Annotated in this window: 12 protein-coding genes and 2 pseudogenes; 6 read left to right on the forward strand and 8 right to left on the reverse strand. The window is 59.3% G+C overall.

Annotated features, from left to right (window positions below; genetic code table 11):
* Positions 1 to 16 precede the first annotated feature (16 nt).
* On the reverse strand, positions 17 to 433 hold the full coding sequence (locus F757_RS0110365) for a hypothetical protein (RefSeq protein ID WP_027211332.1): 417 nt from the start codon (positions 431 to 433) through the stop codon (positions 17 to 19).
* A gap of 285 nt (positions 434 to 718) precedes the next feature.
* Between F757_RS0110365 and F757_RS0110370 the strand changes: the two genes are divergently transcribed.
* From F757_RS0110370 to F757_RS0110380, 3 genes are read left to right on the forward strand one after another with little or no spacing between them, the layout of a single operon-like run.
* The gene (locus tag F757_RS0110370) at positions 719 to 1,339 is read left to right on the forward strand and encodes a LemA family protein (protein ID WP_051376735.1); all 621 of its coding nucleotides are present in this window, start codon (positions 719 to 721) and stop codon (positions 1,337 to 1,339) included.
* A gap of 2 nt (positions 1,340 to 1,341) precedes the next feature.
* Positions 1,342 to 2,193: a TPM domain-containing protein gene (locus F757_RS0110375; RefSeq protein WP_442856637.1), complete on the forward strand. Its 852-nt coding sequence runs from the start codon at positions 1,342 to 1,344 to the stop codon at positions 2,191 to 2,193.
* Positions 2,194 to 2,195: 2 nt separating this feature from the next.
* Positions 2,196 to 2,693, forward strand: a complete 498-nt coding sequence (locus tag F757_RS0110380) for a TPM domain-containing protein (protein WP_027211335.1) — start codon at positions 2,196 to 2,198, stop codon at positions 2,691 to 2,693.
* Between the two features lie 580 nt (positions 2,694 to 3,273).
* On the opposite strand, the gene F757_RS0110390 is transcribed toward F757_RS0110380, so the two are convergent.
* The 4 genes and pseudogenes from F757_RS0110390 to F757_RS37015 form a co-directional block, all read right to left on the reverse strand.
* Positions 3,274 to 4,473, reverse strand: coding sequence for an NnrS family protein (locus F757_RS0110390; RefSeq protein ID WP_027211336.1), 1,200 nt, complete (start codon positions 4,471 to 4,473; stop codon positions 3,274 to 3,276).
* Between the two features lie 1,004 nt (positions 4,474 to 5,477).
* Positions 5,478 to 6,443, reverse strand: a complete 966-nt coding sequence (locus F757_RS0110395) for a hypothetical protein (protein WP_027211337.1) — start codon at positions 6,441 to 6,443, stop codon at positions 5,478 to 5,480.
* A 221-nt stretch (positions 6,444 to 6,664) separates the two neighbouring features.
* Complete coding sequence (locus F757_RS33285) at positions 6,665 to 8,002, reverse strand: glycosyltransferase (RefSeq protein WP_035466618.1); 1,338 nt, start codon at positions 8,000 to 8,002, stop codon at positions 6,665 to 6,667.
* A gap of 884 nt (positions 8,003 to 8,886) precedes the next feature.
* Positions 8,887 to 9,280: pseudogene (locus tag F757_RS37015) on the reverse strand (FAD:protein FMN transferase).
* A 237-nt stretch (positions 9,281 to 9,517) separates the two neighbouring features.
* On the opposite strand from F757_RS37015, the gene F757_RS0110410 reads away from it, so the two are divergent.
* Positions 9,518 to 10,171 (forward strand): carbonic anhydrase family protein, encoded by a 654-nt coding sequence (locus tag F757_RS0110410; RefSeq protein WP_442856638.1) that lies wholly within the window; start codon positions 9,518 to 9,520, stop codon positions 10,169 to 10,171.
* A 320-nt stretch (positions 10,172 to 10,491) separates the two neighbouring features.
* Here F757_RS0110410 and F757_RS33295 read toward each other — a convergent pair.
* Positions 10,492 to 11,492: pseudogene (locus F757_RS33295) on the reverse strand (NADP-dependent oxidoreductase).
* A gap of 244 nt (positions 11,493 to 11,736) precedes the next feature.
* On the reverse strand, positions 11,737 to 12,597 hold the full coding sequence (locus F757_RS0110420; protein ID WP_027211341.1) for an oxidoreductase: 861 nt from the start codon (positions 12,595 to 12,597) through the stop codon (positions 11,737 to 11,739).
* A gap of 88 nt (positions 12,598 to 12,685) precedes the next feature.
* Between F757_RS0110420 and F757_RS0110425 the strand changes: the two genes are divergently transcribed.
* Positions 12,686 to 13,129: a winged helix-turn-helix transcriptional regulator gene (locus tag F757_RS0110425; protein ID WP_027211342.1), complete on the forward strand. Its 444-nt coding sequence runs from the start codon at positions 12,686 to 12,688 to the stop codon at positions 13,127 to 13,129.
* A gap of 84 nt (positions 13,130 to 13,213) precedes the next feature.
* Here F757_RS0110425 and F757_RS0110430 read toward each other — a convergent pair whose 3' ends face one another.
* A complete protein-coding gene (locus F757_RS0110430; RefSeq protein WP_027211343.1) occupies positions 13,214 to 14,683 on the reverse strand; it encodes a mannitol dehydrogenase family protein in 1,470 nt (489 codons plus the stop codon).
* Positions 14,684 to 14,780: 97 nt separating this feature from the next.
* On the opposite strand from F757_RS0110430, the gene manD reads away from it, so the two are divergent.
* The gene (manD, locus tag F757_RS0110435) at positions 14,781 to 15,989 is read left to right on the forward strand and encodes a D-mannonate dehydratase ManD (RefSeq protein WP_027211344.1); all 1,209 of its coding nucleotides are present in this window, start codon (positions 14,781 to 14,783) and stop codon (positions 15,987 to 15,989) included.
* Positions 15,990 to 15,991: the final 2 nt, after the last annotated feature.

A 15,991-nucleotide genomic window follows, 5' to 3' on the forward strand; every position in this document is an offset into this window, starting at 1 on the left:
CTCCTTGCGCCTGTACTCAGTGGTGCGTGGATTGGCCCTCAGCCGCCTGACGGTCCATCATCGACTTCATCATCATCTGCATCATGTCGAGGCGCCTTTCCATCATCTCGTGCGTCTGCGCAGACATAGGGCGACCGGCCGAATCCTGCTTCATCATGTCCATCACCGCCATTGCGTTCTGCATGGTTTTCATCTGCTCGTCCATGAGCGCAGCACGTTCTTCCGGTGTCTTTGCCATCATCATCTTTTCGTGCATGGCCTGCATGTCGCGCATCTGCCCCTCGAACGCTGACGGCTTGTTTTTCTTGGCGGCCGGGCTACTGGCAGCATGTCCATGGGCGGCATGCTGGGACGATTCCGCCGAAAACGCTGACGAACCGGCCATTGATACGGCCAGCAAGACCACCCATGCCGATCGCTTCATAAAAGTCATACTTTTTCCCCTGAGCGTGTGTTTCTGCAACGAGTGCAATACCAGTCTATTTTCATAACGACCGATAGTTTTGACTTAACTCAAGGTGTTGCGCCCCTTCAAAACCGCTGATCTGAGTCGTGGGCTACGACATCACGGCGCGCGATTGACCTGAGTCAAACAGGCGGGCCCAACCTGGCGTACCGTTTATCAGGAATCCTTGTGGTCTACCCGGATGCTGACTCTCCCTTCAGGTCAGCGACGACTCTGGACGTATCAGTTGTGCTTCTGACGCGGAGAATAGGAATGCGGGCGTTACTGGTTTCCATGATGATGGCCCTCGTGGCCGTCCTGTCCGGATGTGGCTACAACAGCATCCAGGCACGGGACGAGCAGGTCAAGGCAAGCTGGTCGGAGGTGCTGAATCAGTATCAGCGGCGTGCCGACCTTGTGCCCAACCTTGTCGCCACGGTGAAGGCCTACGCAAAACAGGAGCAGGACGTCCTGACGCGCGTCACTGAAGCCCGTGCTCAGGTCGGCTCCATTCGTGCAACGCCGGAGCTGCTGGCGGACCCGCAGGCGTTTGCCAGGTTCGAGGCGGCTCAGGGACAACTCAGCTCGTCGTTGTCGAGGCTGCTGGTGGTCTCCGAAAACTATCCGCAACTGAAATCCGACGCGAACTTCAGGGATCTGCAAGCGCAGCTTGAAGGAACGGAAAACCGGATTGCCGTTGCCCGAAATCGCTATATCAAGGCCGTGCAGGATTACAACGTCTCGGTGAGGTCGTTTCCGAACAATCTGACCGCGAAGGTCTTCGGCTACCAGGAGAAACCGAACTTCTCCGTTACTAACGAAGCCGAACTGGCGAAACCGCCGCGCGTTGATTTTGCCGCGCCTTCGGTAGCAGCGAGTGGAGTCGCCAATTGAACATGCTCCGCGCTGCGATCGTGCTGTTAGCTGCAGTGCTGACGTTGGTCGGGACGGGCGCTGCCGCCGATGCACTGGTGCCGGATCTGACTGCTCGCGTCACCGACGAAACGGGCACGCTCACTGCAGAACAGCGCGCCGATCTCGAACAGCGTCTGAAAGCCTTCGAGGCGCAAAAAGGCAGTCAGATTTCGGTTCTTATCGTTCCAACGACCCAGCCCGAAACCATCGAGCAATACTCGATGCGCGTTGTCGAACAATGGAAACTCGGGCGCAAGAACGTCGACGATGGTGTGCTGCTGATTGTCGCCAAAAACGACCGCTCACTTCGCATCGAAGTTGGATATGGCCTCGAGGGCGCCCTCAACGACGCAACGAGCAACCGCATCGTCAATGAGACGATTGTTCCCAGGTTCAGGCAGGGCGACTTCTATGGCGGCATTACAGCCGGGGTGGACAGCATCATGCGCGTGGTCAGCGGCGAGCCTTTGCCTGCTCCCCGGCAGCGGCGCGACGAACATCGCGGCGTCGGGCAACTGCTGCCCGTGCTATTCGTGCTGACCGTGGTAGCCGGCGGTGTACTGCGCTCGATACTTGGAAGACTCCCTGGAGCGGTCGTGACGGGGGGCGCGATCGGAGTATTGGCGTGGATGCTGTCTGGTGCGATTCTGGTCGCCGCTGTTGCCGGCGCAGTAGCGCTGGTCTTCACGCTGCTGGGTAGTGGAATGGGCGCGCACGCGGGCGGGCGGTTTATCGGTGGCCGCTCGGGCGGATCCGGCGGCGGGTCGAATCGGGACATCTTCCGGGGCGGCGGTGGCGGTTTCGGTGGCGGTGGCGCGTCAGGCAGGTGGTAGTCATGGACCTAAGACGATTTGTCAGACACCTTTTCATGACCCGCTGGCGTCTGAATTCCGCTTTCTCTCGTCGGTCTCTTCTTGCAATCGCCCAGGCGGTTCATGAGAGCCATCAGAGCCACGTCGGCCAGGTCCGGTTCGCCGTCGAGGGCGCGTTGCACAGCGCAGCCTTGCTGAAAGGGAAGTCCGCGAGAGAACGAGCGATAGAGGTGTTTTCGGACCTTCGAGTCTGGGACACGGAGCACAACAACGGTGTCCTCATTTATCTACTGCTGGCCGACCGGGACGTAGAAATTGTGGCTGACCGCGGCATTAATGCGAGAGTCAGTGCGTGCGAGTGGGAGGCAATCTGCCGCGAGATGGAAAGCGAGTTCAGGCGTGGCCGATACGAAGCCGGTGCTGTCGGAGGTGTACGGACAGTGACCGAGCTGCTGGTGCGGCATTTTCCTGTCACCCGTTTCCAGGCGGATGAACTGCCGAGTTCGCCAACGGTGTTGTGACATCGTTTGGATTCCCATTCAGTTTGTATGCGCATGTTGTCGGTGCTTCTTGTCCGGCACCCCAGGCGCGGCATTAGCGCGTTACCCCATCACGCTGACACTGCACCGATCGGGTCAATCAACAGGAGAGGGCGTTCTACATCTTCAACGGTGCACCTGGGACATCCAGATGCTTTGCGAAGCAAGCCGCCGTCGCAGACGGGTCGACGGCGCTCACCGTGGCTTGCGCCAGCGACGCTTTCGCGGTTGGCACAGAATGCATCAAGCCGGGAGAACCCCGCACGAGCTGGGTCAATGTTGCCACCTTTGAACTTGTCGAACCGATTGATGTGCTCATTCGTTGCTCTCTCTTTGTCCGTAGGGTGACTCACCAGGAGTCGACGGTGAATAAGAATGGGACGATCACGATGACGATGCGAGGTGATATAGGAGGCAGCCGATGGCGTGCTCAGGCCGTGGCGTGCCGCCGAGCACCTTGGGCTGACGACGCAGCAGATCCGCAGACTAATGCGTGACCAAGGCGCGCGAGGGCTCTAGTTGCGTCGTCGCTCAAAGCCCGGGAACAGCCGCCTGGACACCGCTAACCGGCCTTGCCATCGGCACGGGGCGCGGTCAGATATGGGACGTATTTGATGAGATAAAGGATCAATGCCGCACACCAGCAGGCTCCCGCGGCGTCCATCCAGACGTCGGGAGCGCCACCGGTGAGCCAAGGTCCGATTACGCGCACGAAGGCGGCACCGATCATCAGCCAGTAACTCGCTATCTCCGAGCGGCCCGCGACCAGCGCGCGCCCAGTATGTCCAAGCGCCGTGCGGGTAATCATCGCAATGATTGCACACCCGATCGCTCCGACCGTCAATGCGTGAATGGCAAGAGAATGGGGCACGACATCGACGGACGCCAACGCAAGCATTATTAAGCCGACCGGAATCCAGGCATAGGCGACATGCAGGATCCAGAGAAGAGGGCGGGGACCTACGCGCCATGAATGCCACCCAGCAATTCTGATTCCGTGAACCATCGCTGCGCCGAACGCACACGCCACGACCAACGTTGACGGAGCTTTTGCCGCGTCCGCAATGAACGTGAGGACGACAGCTGGCGCCGCGAGCCTTTCGATGATCTTCCAGCGCTTTACGGAAAAACCGGGGATAGCGTTCATGGTGAACATTGGCACTACGCGTCCGGCAATGACCGTGACGAACATAATCACTAGCCCAGTTGCCGCATAAGCCGTGCGCAATGACAAGTCGACGCGTCCGTGCCATGCCCACCAGTGAAAAAGCGCATTTAGCCCACCGAACAATCCCAATGCCATCGCCAGAAAAATGTTGTGGCGATTGCGCGCGGTGATCAGCACGCGCAACAGGACGAGGGCGGCTACTGGCAAGAAAGCGGAGTCGACGACCGCGGCCAGAGGTTCCGGTCCGGACCACACGAGCACGCGTCCCGCTACCCACAATAACCACAGCGCCGCGAGCGCGGTACCTCGTAGGGTATCGAGTGATGTCCAGGCGCGAACAGCCGTAAGCAGGAATCCCACGACGATTGCAGCGACAAATCCAAATACCATTTCATGCGCATGCCAGATCACACCGCTCATCGTCGGCGCGCGACCGCTGACAGGGTGGCCATGAAGAGCGATCAGCCAGAGCGCGACGGCAACAACACCAAAACATGCGCCCCCAAGATAGAAAGGGCGCAATCCGAGCCGCAGGACGGGCAAGCCGACCACCTCTTGTATCGAACTGCTTGCAACAGGCTGGCTGATCTTCATCCTGCTTCCCCAGATAGATATATGCCGATAGTGAATCTTAAGGCGTCAGTGAGCCCATGGGTACCGTTTCCATTACCGCTGTGATGGAATGTCGCATGGCAACTACGTCAATCCAATAAGAGCTGCGAAACGGTATATCGCGTGCCGGGCAATGCGCGGCTGGTAGCCCTTGTTCAACTCATCGCACTGACGGTCTCGAGGCGGAGTGCGTCCGAGCGCTCGATACAATTGGTCGAGACCAGTCGCCGTTGGACACGAAACCCATGCGCATCGAATGCCGCCCTTCTGGCAAAACTCCGCTACCGTTTGATGTGCTTTCCGCATGTTGATCACCTCGGGCCGGGACGACATCGTAGGGAGTTGCTCGACAAAGCGATAAGCATGACTGTGAAAGAAGTGAGGTGTGGCAGGTGGCATTGATTCGCGGAGCCACGAGTTGCTGGCCCAGGCGCGAATATGCTTGGCGGCGCTGAAACCGTACAGCCCGTTCGTTGACGAGTGTGAATGGCGCCTAGCAATCTGCGAGCCCGCGCGCACTGCATAGATGCCATGGAAGGCGTCGTGGGCGCGGTAGATGTCTCTTCCTGCCTGATGCGTCGCGACGAGTAGTTAGCGCTTCGATCCGTCGCAATCCCTCGGGTCTCAGCCCTTGACGGCGTCGCCCGCGATCACGGCGACGGCCGGCGACGCCGCACAGTGAGCCGAGATACAGCCTCAGGCGCCACTCTGAGAATGGCTGGCCGCCGTTCTGTCAAATTTGTTGGCAGTCGTCTCTTTCAAGTACTGGCTTACAGCGGCCCCCGTCCGCTACCGACGCCATCGCCAAGTCTATGCACCCTACGATCTGCGGCACGGACCTGCGCATTCTGAAGTGCGACGTCCCTACCTGCGAACCAGCCGCATTCCTGGAAATAAGGGAGTGCGAACAATCTGGCAGTTTAGCGAGCAGGTGAGCAAGTCCAGCACAGATGCCTGCGAAACGTTCTCGACAACGATCTGCAACCTTAGTTTATGGGGAACAGTAATCGGCCCGTTACGCTCGTATAACGGTAGTCGGGCCTCCCACCCATGAAGCCAGCCGCGTGATTGTTGGTCGTCTCCAGGGCCACCTGCCACTGTATGGTCCGGCTGCGATGATTCTGCAGGCCCATGCGCGCGCCCCAGATGTTGATTCCCCCATCCTCGGTGTTTTGTCGCCCAAGGTCTGCGCTCACGAAAAATGCCGCCTTGCCGCCGAGCGCAGTTCGCCAGGAGAGTCCACCGAGATACTGGGCCAGCCAGCGTGGCGAATAATAGTTGCCCTGATTGGGGCTGCTGTCGTAGAAGTTCCTGGTTTTGATGTAGGCGCTCAGCCCAATGTTTGCCAGTAGTTCGTAATTCCATCGGGTGCGCGCCATTGGCCGCGTGTTGTGATCCGAGAACCACATCGCGCCCGCCACGGCGCCGACGGTAAAGCGCGGAGTGAACTGATGATCCAGCACCAGCATGAGGCTGTTATACGTCAGACCCTGCTCAATTCCGCTGATCGAATCGACGACATCGCGCTCGGCGCTTACACCGAGCGACGTGTCACTGCTGGTGCGCCGCATATAGTCGAGCATGCCCGTTAGCGTGGTGTGGCCGCGTGTGTCCATGATGCCAGCGCGCGCGTCCACGGTGTGCTGTGTGCCACGCTGTCGGTACTGCCCGTACAGACCACGCCCGTAGGCTGACCAGTCCGGTGCGTCGTAATGCGTGGCGCTCGCGCCCAACCCCCAGCCATTCGGGAAAAGATAGCCCAGGCTGGCCCTGTCTTCGTTGAAGCGGGCGCTGTCGTTGCTGAACAGTGCATCTGCGGTCAGCCAACCTTGTTTTGCGGGCCCGTCGCGCGACTGGGCGTACGTTAACACTGGCGTGTATGTTGCCAGCACGCCGGCGACGGTCAGCGCACGCAGGAGCGCACACGCGACATAGGGGCGGCATGCATACATGAATGATTAATCCTTTTCTCTTTTGCGCTGGCTAGCTATCCGCAAGTCGGCGTTTGCCGCACGCGATGAATTCCTGCACATGCTCGCCTTCAGCCATGACTGCATACGACGAAAGTGAGCATGTTGGCGGCGCGCCTTCAAATCACTCGCTCATAACCCTACGATCAGATCACCGGCTGCGCTTAATCTCGACATGGAAGACACATAGCGAAGACTGAGTCTCATTTTGTCCCCCAGGTTTTTCGGGTTTTCAGCAACTCGTCAAGGTAACCCAGTACGCTAGCGGGCTGTAGCAAGAAGCTATAAAACAGCAGATAGATGACGAACCCGGCGCTATTGCGCCGCACGGTCAGATGCAGTTGCCTGAATGTCTTTTTTTCCACCGAAAACATTACGGTACTCATCAGTCCCGCCAGCGGGATCAGCGTGACCGTCATCGGGCCGACGATCCAGTAGTTTCCGAAGAGGGCACACACCAAGCCCGGAATGAACGCAAATGAGAACGCTACATCCAACCAGGGGAACAACAGGTTCCAATAAACAAAGAACGTCGACAAACGCGGTGTCCACAAGATCCGGGGATGCTGACGGAACGCTTCTAGCATGCCTCGGGCCCAGCGTTGACGCTGCCGGACAAACTGCCGTACCGTCGTTGGCACATTCGTGAAGCACAAAGCGTCCTCGCAATGGCCGACCCGATAGCCGGCTCGCAGAAGGGCCCAGGTCAGCACGATGTCTTCGCCGACGCACGGGGGCCATCCGCCCACCTCCCTCAGCGCCTGTCGGTCATATAAAGAAAATGCCCCTTGTGCGACCAAGGTTCCCTGATACAACGACTGCATGCGTTTGATTGCCGCAATGCCGACGAAATAGTCCCATTCCTGGCAACGGGTCAGCCAGTTGTGACGGGAATTTCTCACCAGAATCGCCCCTGCAACGGCTCGCGTGTTCGGTGGATCGTTCACATACCTTTCGACGATGTTCACCAGCGCTCGGCCATGTAGCTGGGAATCTCCGTCGACCGTCAGGACCAAGCCGTGCCGGGCGCGACGCAATCCTTCATTGAGCGCATTGGCTTTTCCACCATTGGTTGAGATGTCGACGATCTCTAGCCACGCGTACTCAGTCTGTGCGGCGCGCACTATCTGAGCGGTGCGATCGCGTGAACCATCATTGATGACGATCACCTGCAGCTCTGCCGGATACCGCTGCTGATCAATCGCGGCCAGCGTATCGTGTATCGAAGCCTCCTCGTTGTAGGCCGCGATCAGAATTGTCACGGGCGGGTAGCTCGCCAATGGCGCATGAGTCGGGCGTCGGTCAAGCAACAGGCTGATGATGAGAAAAGCGTTCATGAAGCCCGGCATAATGGCAATGCCGCCGACCGCAAGCACAGCCGGAATACTGCCTATCCAATCAGACAGGTCTGCCATCCATGGTCGGGCGGCCCAGATGGAAAACGCAGTCCAGCTTATTGCTACGCACAGCGCTAGCAAGAATTTGCGGAGTACTGGCAGATAGACATGATGTCGATGGACACTGCGGGCTTTGTTATTCATTCCGCTCACTTGACATCAGAGCCATACTCAAAGCCAGGCTCCTTCCGGTAAAGGTGCAATCGGTTGCCTTGAATTCATTAGAGCCCGGCCGGTAGCGATTGGCCCAGCGTAAGCGCGAATTTCCATCGAAAACATTGTGGTTAATCAAATTGACACGCTTATTCGACATAAAAATCGCCCAACTACGTGATCCGGATTTGCGGGTGCCGGATCGATTTCGTCAAGATTCAGCGCTTTGTTCGCTCGTATCGTTTCAGCACAATGACCTGTGTGTAACCGGCAACTGGTCCGCTCACGTATGTCTGCTTTCTACGTCGCCTCGCGCACCGCAAGTCCACACAAGAGCGGTTTCCTGAGGCTTCTCCTCAATCTTCTTCGCTGCTTCTGCATTTCCTGCCGCGTATCCTAAGAAGAAATCTCTCCGGTCCCTTGACCTGAATCAGGATCTCGCGACCTCGGGCCCGGCAACTAAAGCGGCAGTTGGCAGCGAGCCACACGCATTCAGACATTGGTTCCCGACATCAGCTTCCTCCTGTACATCAACTTATCGACAGATGGCCGCCCGATCTGAACACGCTCGTGTCAAAAGGCTTGACACAGATCAGTCCGCTGATCCTCCACACTAGAATGTCTATGGGAGCCTGTGTCTCGCCCGGTAAATGGGAGTGTTGAGGCAGCAACGATTGCAGCGAAAGGTATTGCGCTCGGTCTCTCTGGCATCATGGTTGGCGAAGATGCTGCATCAGCGTGTATGTGAATAACAACCTCCCGTGGAGGTTAACGCTGACACTTAATGATGGCACCCGTTGCGGCGGGACTCAGCGATGCCACCGGGACAGGAAGTCGAATGCCTGGCTGGGGTGCGTCGAGGCGATCCGAGTCCCTTACGGAACATCAAACAGACCCGTTCCTATCGCCCATATTTGTCCGCCATCGCGCGGGAGAAAAAGTGCGTCCATGTGCTTGCGGCGTGCAAAATCCAAGCCTTTCTGAGGCCCCAACACCGTGAGGGCGGCTGCATAAGCATCCGCGTCCATGCAGAACCTCGCCAGCACGGTGACCGACGCGACCGTTGCATAAAGGCTCGCCTGCGCGCGGATCCACGACATGCGAGATGCGCTTGTCCTCGCATGTGCTCCAGCGACGATAGTCCCCCGAAGTTGCGACCGCGACATGCGTGAGCTCGATCACGCCGAGCGCCTCGCGGCGTTCGTAGTCGGGGCGCTCGACCGCGATTGCCCACAGTGCATGGCCAGGCTTTGTGCCTCGTGCACACATGACTTAAAAATATTCATTCCGCACGTTTCAGTGAACCTTTTGCTTAATTGCAAATTTCAGACTAAATTGCCAAAGTCCTAAAAACGGGACAGATAAATTCAAGCTCTTCTTCGAGTCATTCAGGCCATTATTCACGGGGATATGCCAATGGATCGCCAGCCTCAAACCTGTTGTGCCGCGCCGAACGCGGTTCGCCGCGCTTCGTTCAAAACCGCGTTGGGTCTCATGGCGTTCGGCATGGCCGCCGAACTCCTGCCTGGCCTCGCGCACGCCGCTGCCCTCAGCAAGGCACAGCGCGATGCCATGACGCCCGACGACGTGATCGCCATGATGAAGCGCGGCAATGAGCGTTTTCGCGCGGGCAAATTTCAGACGCATGATTTTCTGGCGCAGAAGCGTAGCAGCGCGAACGGCCAGTATCCGGCAGCCGTCATCCTGAGTTGCATGGATTCGCGCGCTCCCGCCGAAATTATCCTGGACGCGGGTATTGGCGACACTTTCAATGCGCGAGTGGCGGGCAATATCGTCAACGACGATCTGCTGGGCAGTCTCGAGTATGCCTGCGCGGTAGCCGGCTCGAAGGTGGTGCTAGTGATGGGCCACACTTCGTGCGGCGCGATCAAAGGCGCCATCGACGGCGCCAAACTCGGCAATCTCACAGGCCTGTTGGACAAGATAAAGCCGGCCATTGATGCCACGAAGTTCGACGGTGAGCGCAGCAGCAAGAACGACGCGTTCGTGGATGCGGTGGCCGCTACCAACGTGCGGCAGACCATCGACGAAATCCGCCGCCGCAGCGACGTGCTGGCCGGGCTGGAAAAGGACGGCAAAATCAGGATCGTCGGGTCCATGTACCACCTCGTGGGAGGCAAGGTGCAGTTCTATGGCTGATTGATCAGCGGCTCGATGCGGCGCGATGCACGACTCATCAAGCCGCTCGAATCACGGACGCTGAAAATCTGGGGGCTCTGGCTACGTGGCCATTCCACCGGACTCACGAGTCCTCAGACCGATAGGGGCTCAACTGCGCGATCACGAATGTCCGCTCGCGTTGCGGTCAAGGTTCTCACGACCCACATCTGCCGTTTCAACCTCCGCTGCGCGGGCGGCAGCTCTCAAGGTATAACGGCCTGCCGGCCGGGAAATTCGATCAAAAGCGGCGGGCCACCGTTGCTTCCCCGCAATGTCCGCCCTTGTGGCGGGCACACCCATCATCTCATCTTGACAACGACCTTGCCTTTGGCTCGCCCGGTATCGACGTAGGCCATCGCTTCTCTGATCGATTCGAAGGGAAAGATCCGATCCACAACCGGGCGTATGACACCGGAATCGACCAGGGCTGTGATCTGGCGCAACTGGTCTCCGCTTGCCCTCATGAACAGAAAAGAATAGCTGACCTTAAGACGTTTTGCCTGCTTCCTGATCCGATAACTCAAGAGGCGTGTCACTAGTCTGAGGAACCAGGACAAACCAAGCTGCTTTGCAAAATCCGGGTCCGGTGGACCAGAGATCGAGATGAGCTGTCCGCCGGGTTTGAGCACGCGCAGCGATTTGCTGAGCGTGTGCGCGTCGAGGCTATTTATAACCACGTCATAGTCGGCAAGGATTTTTTCGAAGTCGTCCTTCCTGTAATCGATGACAACATCTACACCAAGGCCCTTGACCCAGTCCACGTTCGCCGTGCCTGTTGTCGTCGCGACGAACGCGCCGACATGCTTCGCCAACTGGATGGCAACCGTCCCGACACCGCCGGAGCCCGCGTGAATGAGAACCTTCTGTCCTTTTGCGAGGTGCGCTTTTTCGATCAAGGCCTGCCAGGCAGTCAGGCCAACCAGCGGAAGGGAGGCGGCCTGTTCCATGGTGAGCGCCTTCGGTTTGATGGAGAGGTCCGCCTCGTTCACTGCAATCAAGTCCGCAAACGCGCCGATCCGGTCTTTATCGGGCCGCGCATAGACTTCGTCGCCGGCCTTGAAGCGCTGCACACGCGATCCAACCCGCACGACCACCCCGGCACATCGTTGCCCAGAACGAGCGGCAAGCGATAGGGCAAAACAAGCTTGAATTCGCCGTCGCGGATTTTGGAATCGAGAGCGTTCACGCCTGCGGCGTGGACCTGGACCAATACGTCATCGTCGCGTAGGTCGGGTTCTGGCATTTCGCCAATCCGCGCGCCATTCTTGCGTCCATAACGTTCGAGAATAAACGCTCGCATAGTGTTTTGTTTCCCAGATTTGATTCGTCGGTCCATGCGTTCTTTTCCCGGCAGCGATCGAGACCTGAGCCAGCAGCCCGCAGTTCGCTGCGCGGCTACGAACTCAATGTTCCTGTTTGGTGGCTCGCGTCCCCGATACGTGCGACGCACACGAACGCGAAGCAAGCGCAGCTTCTATCAGGGTGGCAGCCAGGGTGCTGGGCCTGGCATGGCGGGTGAAGAGCTCGAAGACCCCAAGGCCATCTTATTCTTGCGGGACCGGACTGCCAGATCGTGACGCCGCTATTGTGTCGAGCCGCAGGTCCTTCCGAAGCGCGGCATCCACCATGCCGGCCGGCGCGAATCTGCGCAGCAGTTGCAGACGACTCGCGAGTGCGCCGGCTGGATACCGGAGTTTCGGCCGAGCCGCAACTGCAGCCTTCAGCACGACGTCGGCCACGACGCTGGGCTCGGTGGCGGTTGCCATTACCTCACTGACACGGTTGCTGACGACCGTACGAGCCTCGCGATATGCATCGAGCTTGGCGTCGGGTTCCAGGAAATTCGCGTCGAACGGCGTCTTTGTGTAAGCGGGCTCAACGACCGAGACGCGGATGCCCCAGGTGCGAAGCTCATGGTCGAGCGATTCGGAATACCCCTCGATTGCATGCTTCGTTGCGGCATAGAGCGCTCCGAACGGCATCGGCACGAAACCGAGCACCGAGCCGATGTTGACGATGCGACCACTGCGCTGGTGCCGCATGTGGGGCACGACGGCGCGAATCATCCGGACCACGCCAAAGAAGTTCGTGTCGAAAATCGAGCGGGCCTGCTCGATCGAGCTTTCTTCTGCTCCGGCCGGAGCGACACCAAAGCCAGCGTTATTCACCAGCACGTCGATGCGACCCGCCCGTCGTATGACTTCTGTGACCACGGCGGCGGCGGATTCTTCGCTCGTGACATCGAGGGTCAGCATCTCGAAGGATCGCTCGCCGGTGGTGGCTGCCCGTCTGCTGGTGCCGAACACCGTATAGCCCGCGTCGGCGAGCCGCTGCGCGGTGGCCTGCCCAATGCCTGAAGATGCCCCCGTAACAAGGGCCACACCCAAATTCCTTCTGTCGACCATGCGAAGCTCCATGTAAGAGGATTTCAGTCACTATCAAATTGAAATCGACTATACTGGCAAATCAGGAACATGTCACTATCAAAACAGTATGGACGACAAAAATTTCTGCGATGAACCGTGTCCCATCGCGCGCAGCCTGGGTGTGGCGGGCGACGCGTGGAGCATCCTCATTCTGCGCGACGCCCATGCCGGTCTCACGCGCTTTGACCAGTTCCGCAAAAGTTTGGGCATTGCACCGACCATGCTGACCCGGCGACTGGCAACGCTGACAGAGGAGGGACTATTGGAAAAACGCCGCTATTCTGAGCGACCGCCGCGTGAGGAGTACCAACTGACTGCTGCCGGGCGAGATTTCCTGCCGGTGCTCTTCATGATCGGTGCATGGGGGCGGCGATATCGCGGCGACGGCAAGCTGGTTCGCTTCCTCGATGCCGAAACAGGAACAGAGATCAGAGCGGTGGCGGTCGATGAGGTCACGGGAGCGAAGATCGGGACTCGTCCGATACGGGTTGTCTACCCCGGCGAAGATTGACGCTACGATGGCCTTTCCGGACCAAGGACTCGTACCTCTCTCATCCAGCACTTCACGCGGAAATCGCGGCCATGTGAGTCGCCGTTAGCCGCGCTGGAGTTCGATCGCTCGCAATGCGCCTTGCTGAACGAGTCCGACGGCCTCAACCAGTTGCCGCCTTAACGACTCATGGTTCGCCAGCTTCGGCGGGAACACTTCCTCGATGGCAAGCATTGTCTGGACAAGTTGCGCCGGGTCGGCAGGAACATCTGAAGTCAGCCGCGCAGCCAACGGATCGATGATGTCGTAAGGCGTGCCGTCATCGGCGTGGCCGCGCAGAAACACCAGCCACGCCGCTACGGCCAGCGTTAGCATCCTGATCGATCGTCCCGCGTTCAGTCGCCCCTCGATAGTTGCGAGCAAACGAGGCGGAATCTTCTGGCTGCCGTCCATCGCGATCTGCGCCGTGCGATGCTTCAGCGCGGCGTTCGCATAGCGTTCGAGCAACGCGTCGCGGTAAGCGAGCACGTCAAAGGAGGGCGGCATATCGAGCGTCGGCGCGATCTCGTCAGTCATCATCGCGTGAACAAATGCTTTCAGAGGCGGATAAGCGATGGCCTCATCGATCGTTGAGAATCCCGCCAGCATCGAAAGATAGGCAATGGTCGAGTGTGTTCCGTTCAGCATGCGCAGCTTGGCGAGCTCGAACGGCATGACGTCGCCGACAAGTTGTGCGCCCACTCGCTCCCATGCCGGACGTCCTGTGGGAAAGCGGTCCTCGATCACCCATTGGCGGAACGGCTCGCATGGCACAGGCACCGCATCGTCGGCGTTCAACGCGGCGTGTGCCGCTTCGCGATCGGCATCGGTCGTGGACGGCACGATGCGGTCCACCATCGTTGAAGGGAAAGCGACATGGGTGTCGATCCACGCGGCGAGCTCAGCATCGAGTGCGCGCGCGAACGACACGACTGCCTGCTTCAACGCCGCGCCGTTGTGCGAGAGGTTATCGCACGACAGGACGGTGAACGGCGGCGTGCCGGCGTCGCGCCGCTGTTTCAACGCGGCGGTGAGAATGCCCGGCACCGTCGACGCATCGTCTGGATTTGCCAGGTCGTAAGCGACACCGGCGTGATTCATATCCACGTCGCCCGTTCGCGTATCGCGGCAGTAGCCCTTTTCTGTGACGGTGAGCGAGACGATCCGTACGTTCGCGTCGGCGAACAGTTCGAACAGGCGCGCGCGGTCGTGCGGCATCGCGAGCACTTCCTTCAGCGCGCGAATGACGGTGACACGCAGGCCGTCGGGACCGCGTTCGACGACGCTATACAAGCCGTCCTGCGCCATCAACGCATCGCGCTTGCCGACGTCGCCCTGCAACGTCACGCCGCAGATGCCCCAGTTGCCGCCCGCGCTGAGCATCGCTTCTTCCGTGTAGACCGCCTCATGTGCGCGATGAAAGTTACCGATCCCAAGATGAACAATACCAATGCGCGGATCGTGCCACGCCGGCTGCAATACATGGTGGCTCAAGGAGGCGAGGGCACTGCGGCGGAGCAAAGGGCGGCTGGTCATGTTTCAGGTCCTGAGTGCGGGGAAACCCGTCGTTGACGGTGGAATATACTTGTATGGTAGCATCGGTCACATTGAATGCGACTCAAGGAATTCCCCCATGAAAATTGTCCGTGCCGATGTGATCGTCACGTGTCCGGGCCGCAACTTCGTCACGCTGAAAGTGGTGACGGACGAGGGTGTTCACGGTATCGGCGACGCCACGCTGAACGGCCGCGAACTCGCGGTAGCGTCGTATCTGAAGGACCACGTGTGTCCGCTGCTGATTGGGCGCGATCCGGGTCGCATCGAAGATATCTGGCAATTCCTCTACAAAGGCGCGTACTGGCGCCGCGGGCCGGTCACGATGACGGCGATCGCAGCGGTCGACATGGCCTTGTGGGACATCCTCGGCAAGGTAGCGAATCTGCCGCTATACAGGTTGCTCGGCGGCGCGTCGCGAGAAGGCGTGATGGTCTATGGACACGCAACAGGCCGCGACATTCCCGAAGCGCTGGATCGTTACGCAGAACACATCGAGCAGGGCTACAAGGCGATCCGCATCCAGTGCGGCGTGCCGAACATGCGATCGGTCTACGGCGTTTCGAAGGGCAACGGCACCTATGAGCCGGCCACGAAAGGCGCTGTCGAAGAACAAAGCTGGTCGTCGGAAAAGTATCTGGACTTCGTGCCGAAGCTGTTTGAAGCAGTGCGAGGCAAGTTTGGCTTTGACACGCATTTGCTGCATGACGTGCATCACCGCCTTACGCCGATCGAAGCGGCACGCCTCGGCAAATCGGTCGAACCGTATCGACTCTTCTGGATGGAGGACCCGACGCCTGCGGAAAACCAGGCGGGCTTTCGTCTCATTCGCGAACACACGGTGACGCCAATCGCGGTAGGGGAGGTGTTCAACAGCATCTGGGACTGCAAGCAGCTGATCGAAGAGCAGTTGATCGACTACATCCGCGCGACGTTGACGCACGCGGGCGGCATCACGCACCTCAAGCGCATCGCTGACTTTGCTTCGCTCTATCAGGTGCGCACGGGTTGTCACGGACCGTCGGATCTGTCGCCGGTCTGCATGGGCGCGGCGCTGCATTTCGATCTGTGGGTGCCGAACTTCGGCGTGCAGGAATACATGGGTTTCCCGAAGGAAGCGCTCGACGTGTTCCCGCACGCGTGGACTTTCGAGCGCGGCATGATGCACCCCGGCGAGGCGCCGGGGCACGGTGTCGATATCGACGAAGAAGCGGCCGCTCGCTATCCGTACGATCCGGCGTATCTGCCCGTCGCGCGGCTCGAAGACGGCACGCTGTGGAACTGGTGAGG

The sequence above is a fragment of the Burkholderia sp. WSM2232 genome (assembly GCF_000472545.1).
GTDB lineage: Bacteria > Pseudomonadota > Gammaproteobacteria > Burkholderiales > Burkholderiaceae > Paraburkholderia.

Excerpts from the sequence above, each read along its gene's own strand:
- F757_RS0110365 (WP_027211332.1), bottom strand. The coding sequence starts at position 433 with ATGACTTTTATGAAGCGATCGGCATGGGTGGTCTTGCTGGCCGTATCA.
- F757_RS0110370 (WP_051376735.1), top strand. The coding sequence starts at position 719 with ATGCGGGCGTTACTGGTTTCCATGATGATGGCCCTCGTGGCCGTCCTG.
- F757_RS0110375 (WP_442856637.1), top strand. The coding sequence starts at position 1,342 with ATGCTCCGCGCTGCGATCGTGCTGTTAGCTGCAGTGCTGACGTTGGTC.
- F757_RS0110380 (WP_027211335.1), top strand. The coding sequence starts at position 2,196 with ATGGACCTAAGACGATTTGTCAGACACCTTTTCATGACCCGCTGGCGT.
- F757_RS0110390 (WP_027211336.1), bottom strand. The coding sequence starts at position 4,473 with ATGAAGATCAGCCAGCCTGTTGCAAGCAGTTCGATACAAGAGGTGGTC.
- F757_RS0110395 (WP_027211337.1), bottom strand. The coding sequence starts at position 6,443 with ATGTATGCATGCCGCCCCTATGTCGCGTGTGCGCTCCTGCGTGCGCTG.
- F757_RS33285 (WP_035466618.1), bottom strand. The coding sequence starts at position 8,002 with ATGAATAACAAAGCCCGCAGTGTCCATCGACATCATGTCTATCTGCCA.
- F757_RS0110410 (WP_442856638.1), top strand. The coding sequence starts at position 9,518 with ATGGCCGCCGAACTCCTGCCTGGCCTCGCGCACGCCGCTGCCCTCAGC.
- F757_RS0110420 (WP_027211341.1), bottom strand. The coding sequence starts at position 12,597 with ATGGTCGACAGAAGGAATTTGGGTGTGGCCCTTGTTACGGGGGCATCT.
- F757_RS0110425 (WP_027211342.1), top strand. The coding sequence starts at position 12,686 with ATGGACGACAAAAATTTCTGCGATGAACCGTGTCCCATCGCGCGCAGC.
- F757_RS0110430 (WP_027211343.1), bottom strand. The coding sequence starts at position 14,683 with ATGACCAGCCGCCCTTTGCTCCGCCGCAGTGCCCTCGCCTCCTTGAGC.
- manD (WP_027211344.1), top strand. The coding sequence starts at position 14,781 with ATGAAAATTGTCCGTGCCGATGTGATCGTCACGTGTCCGGGCCGCAAC.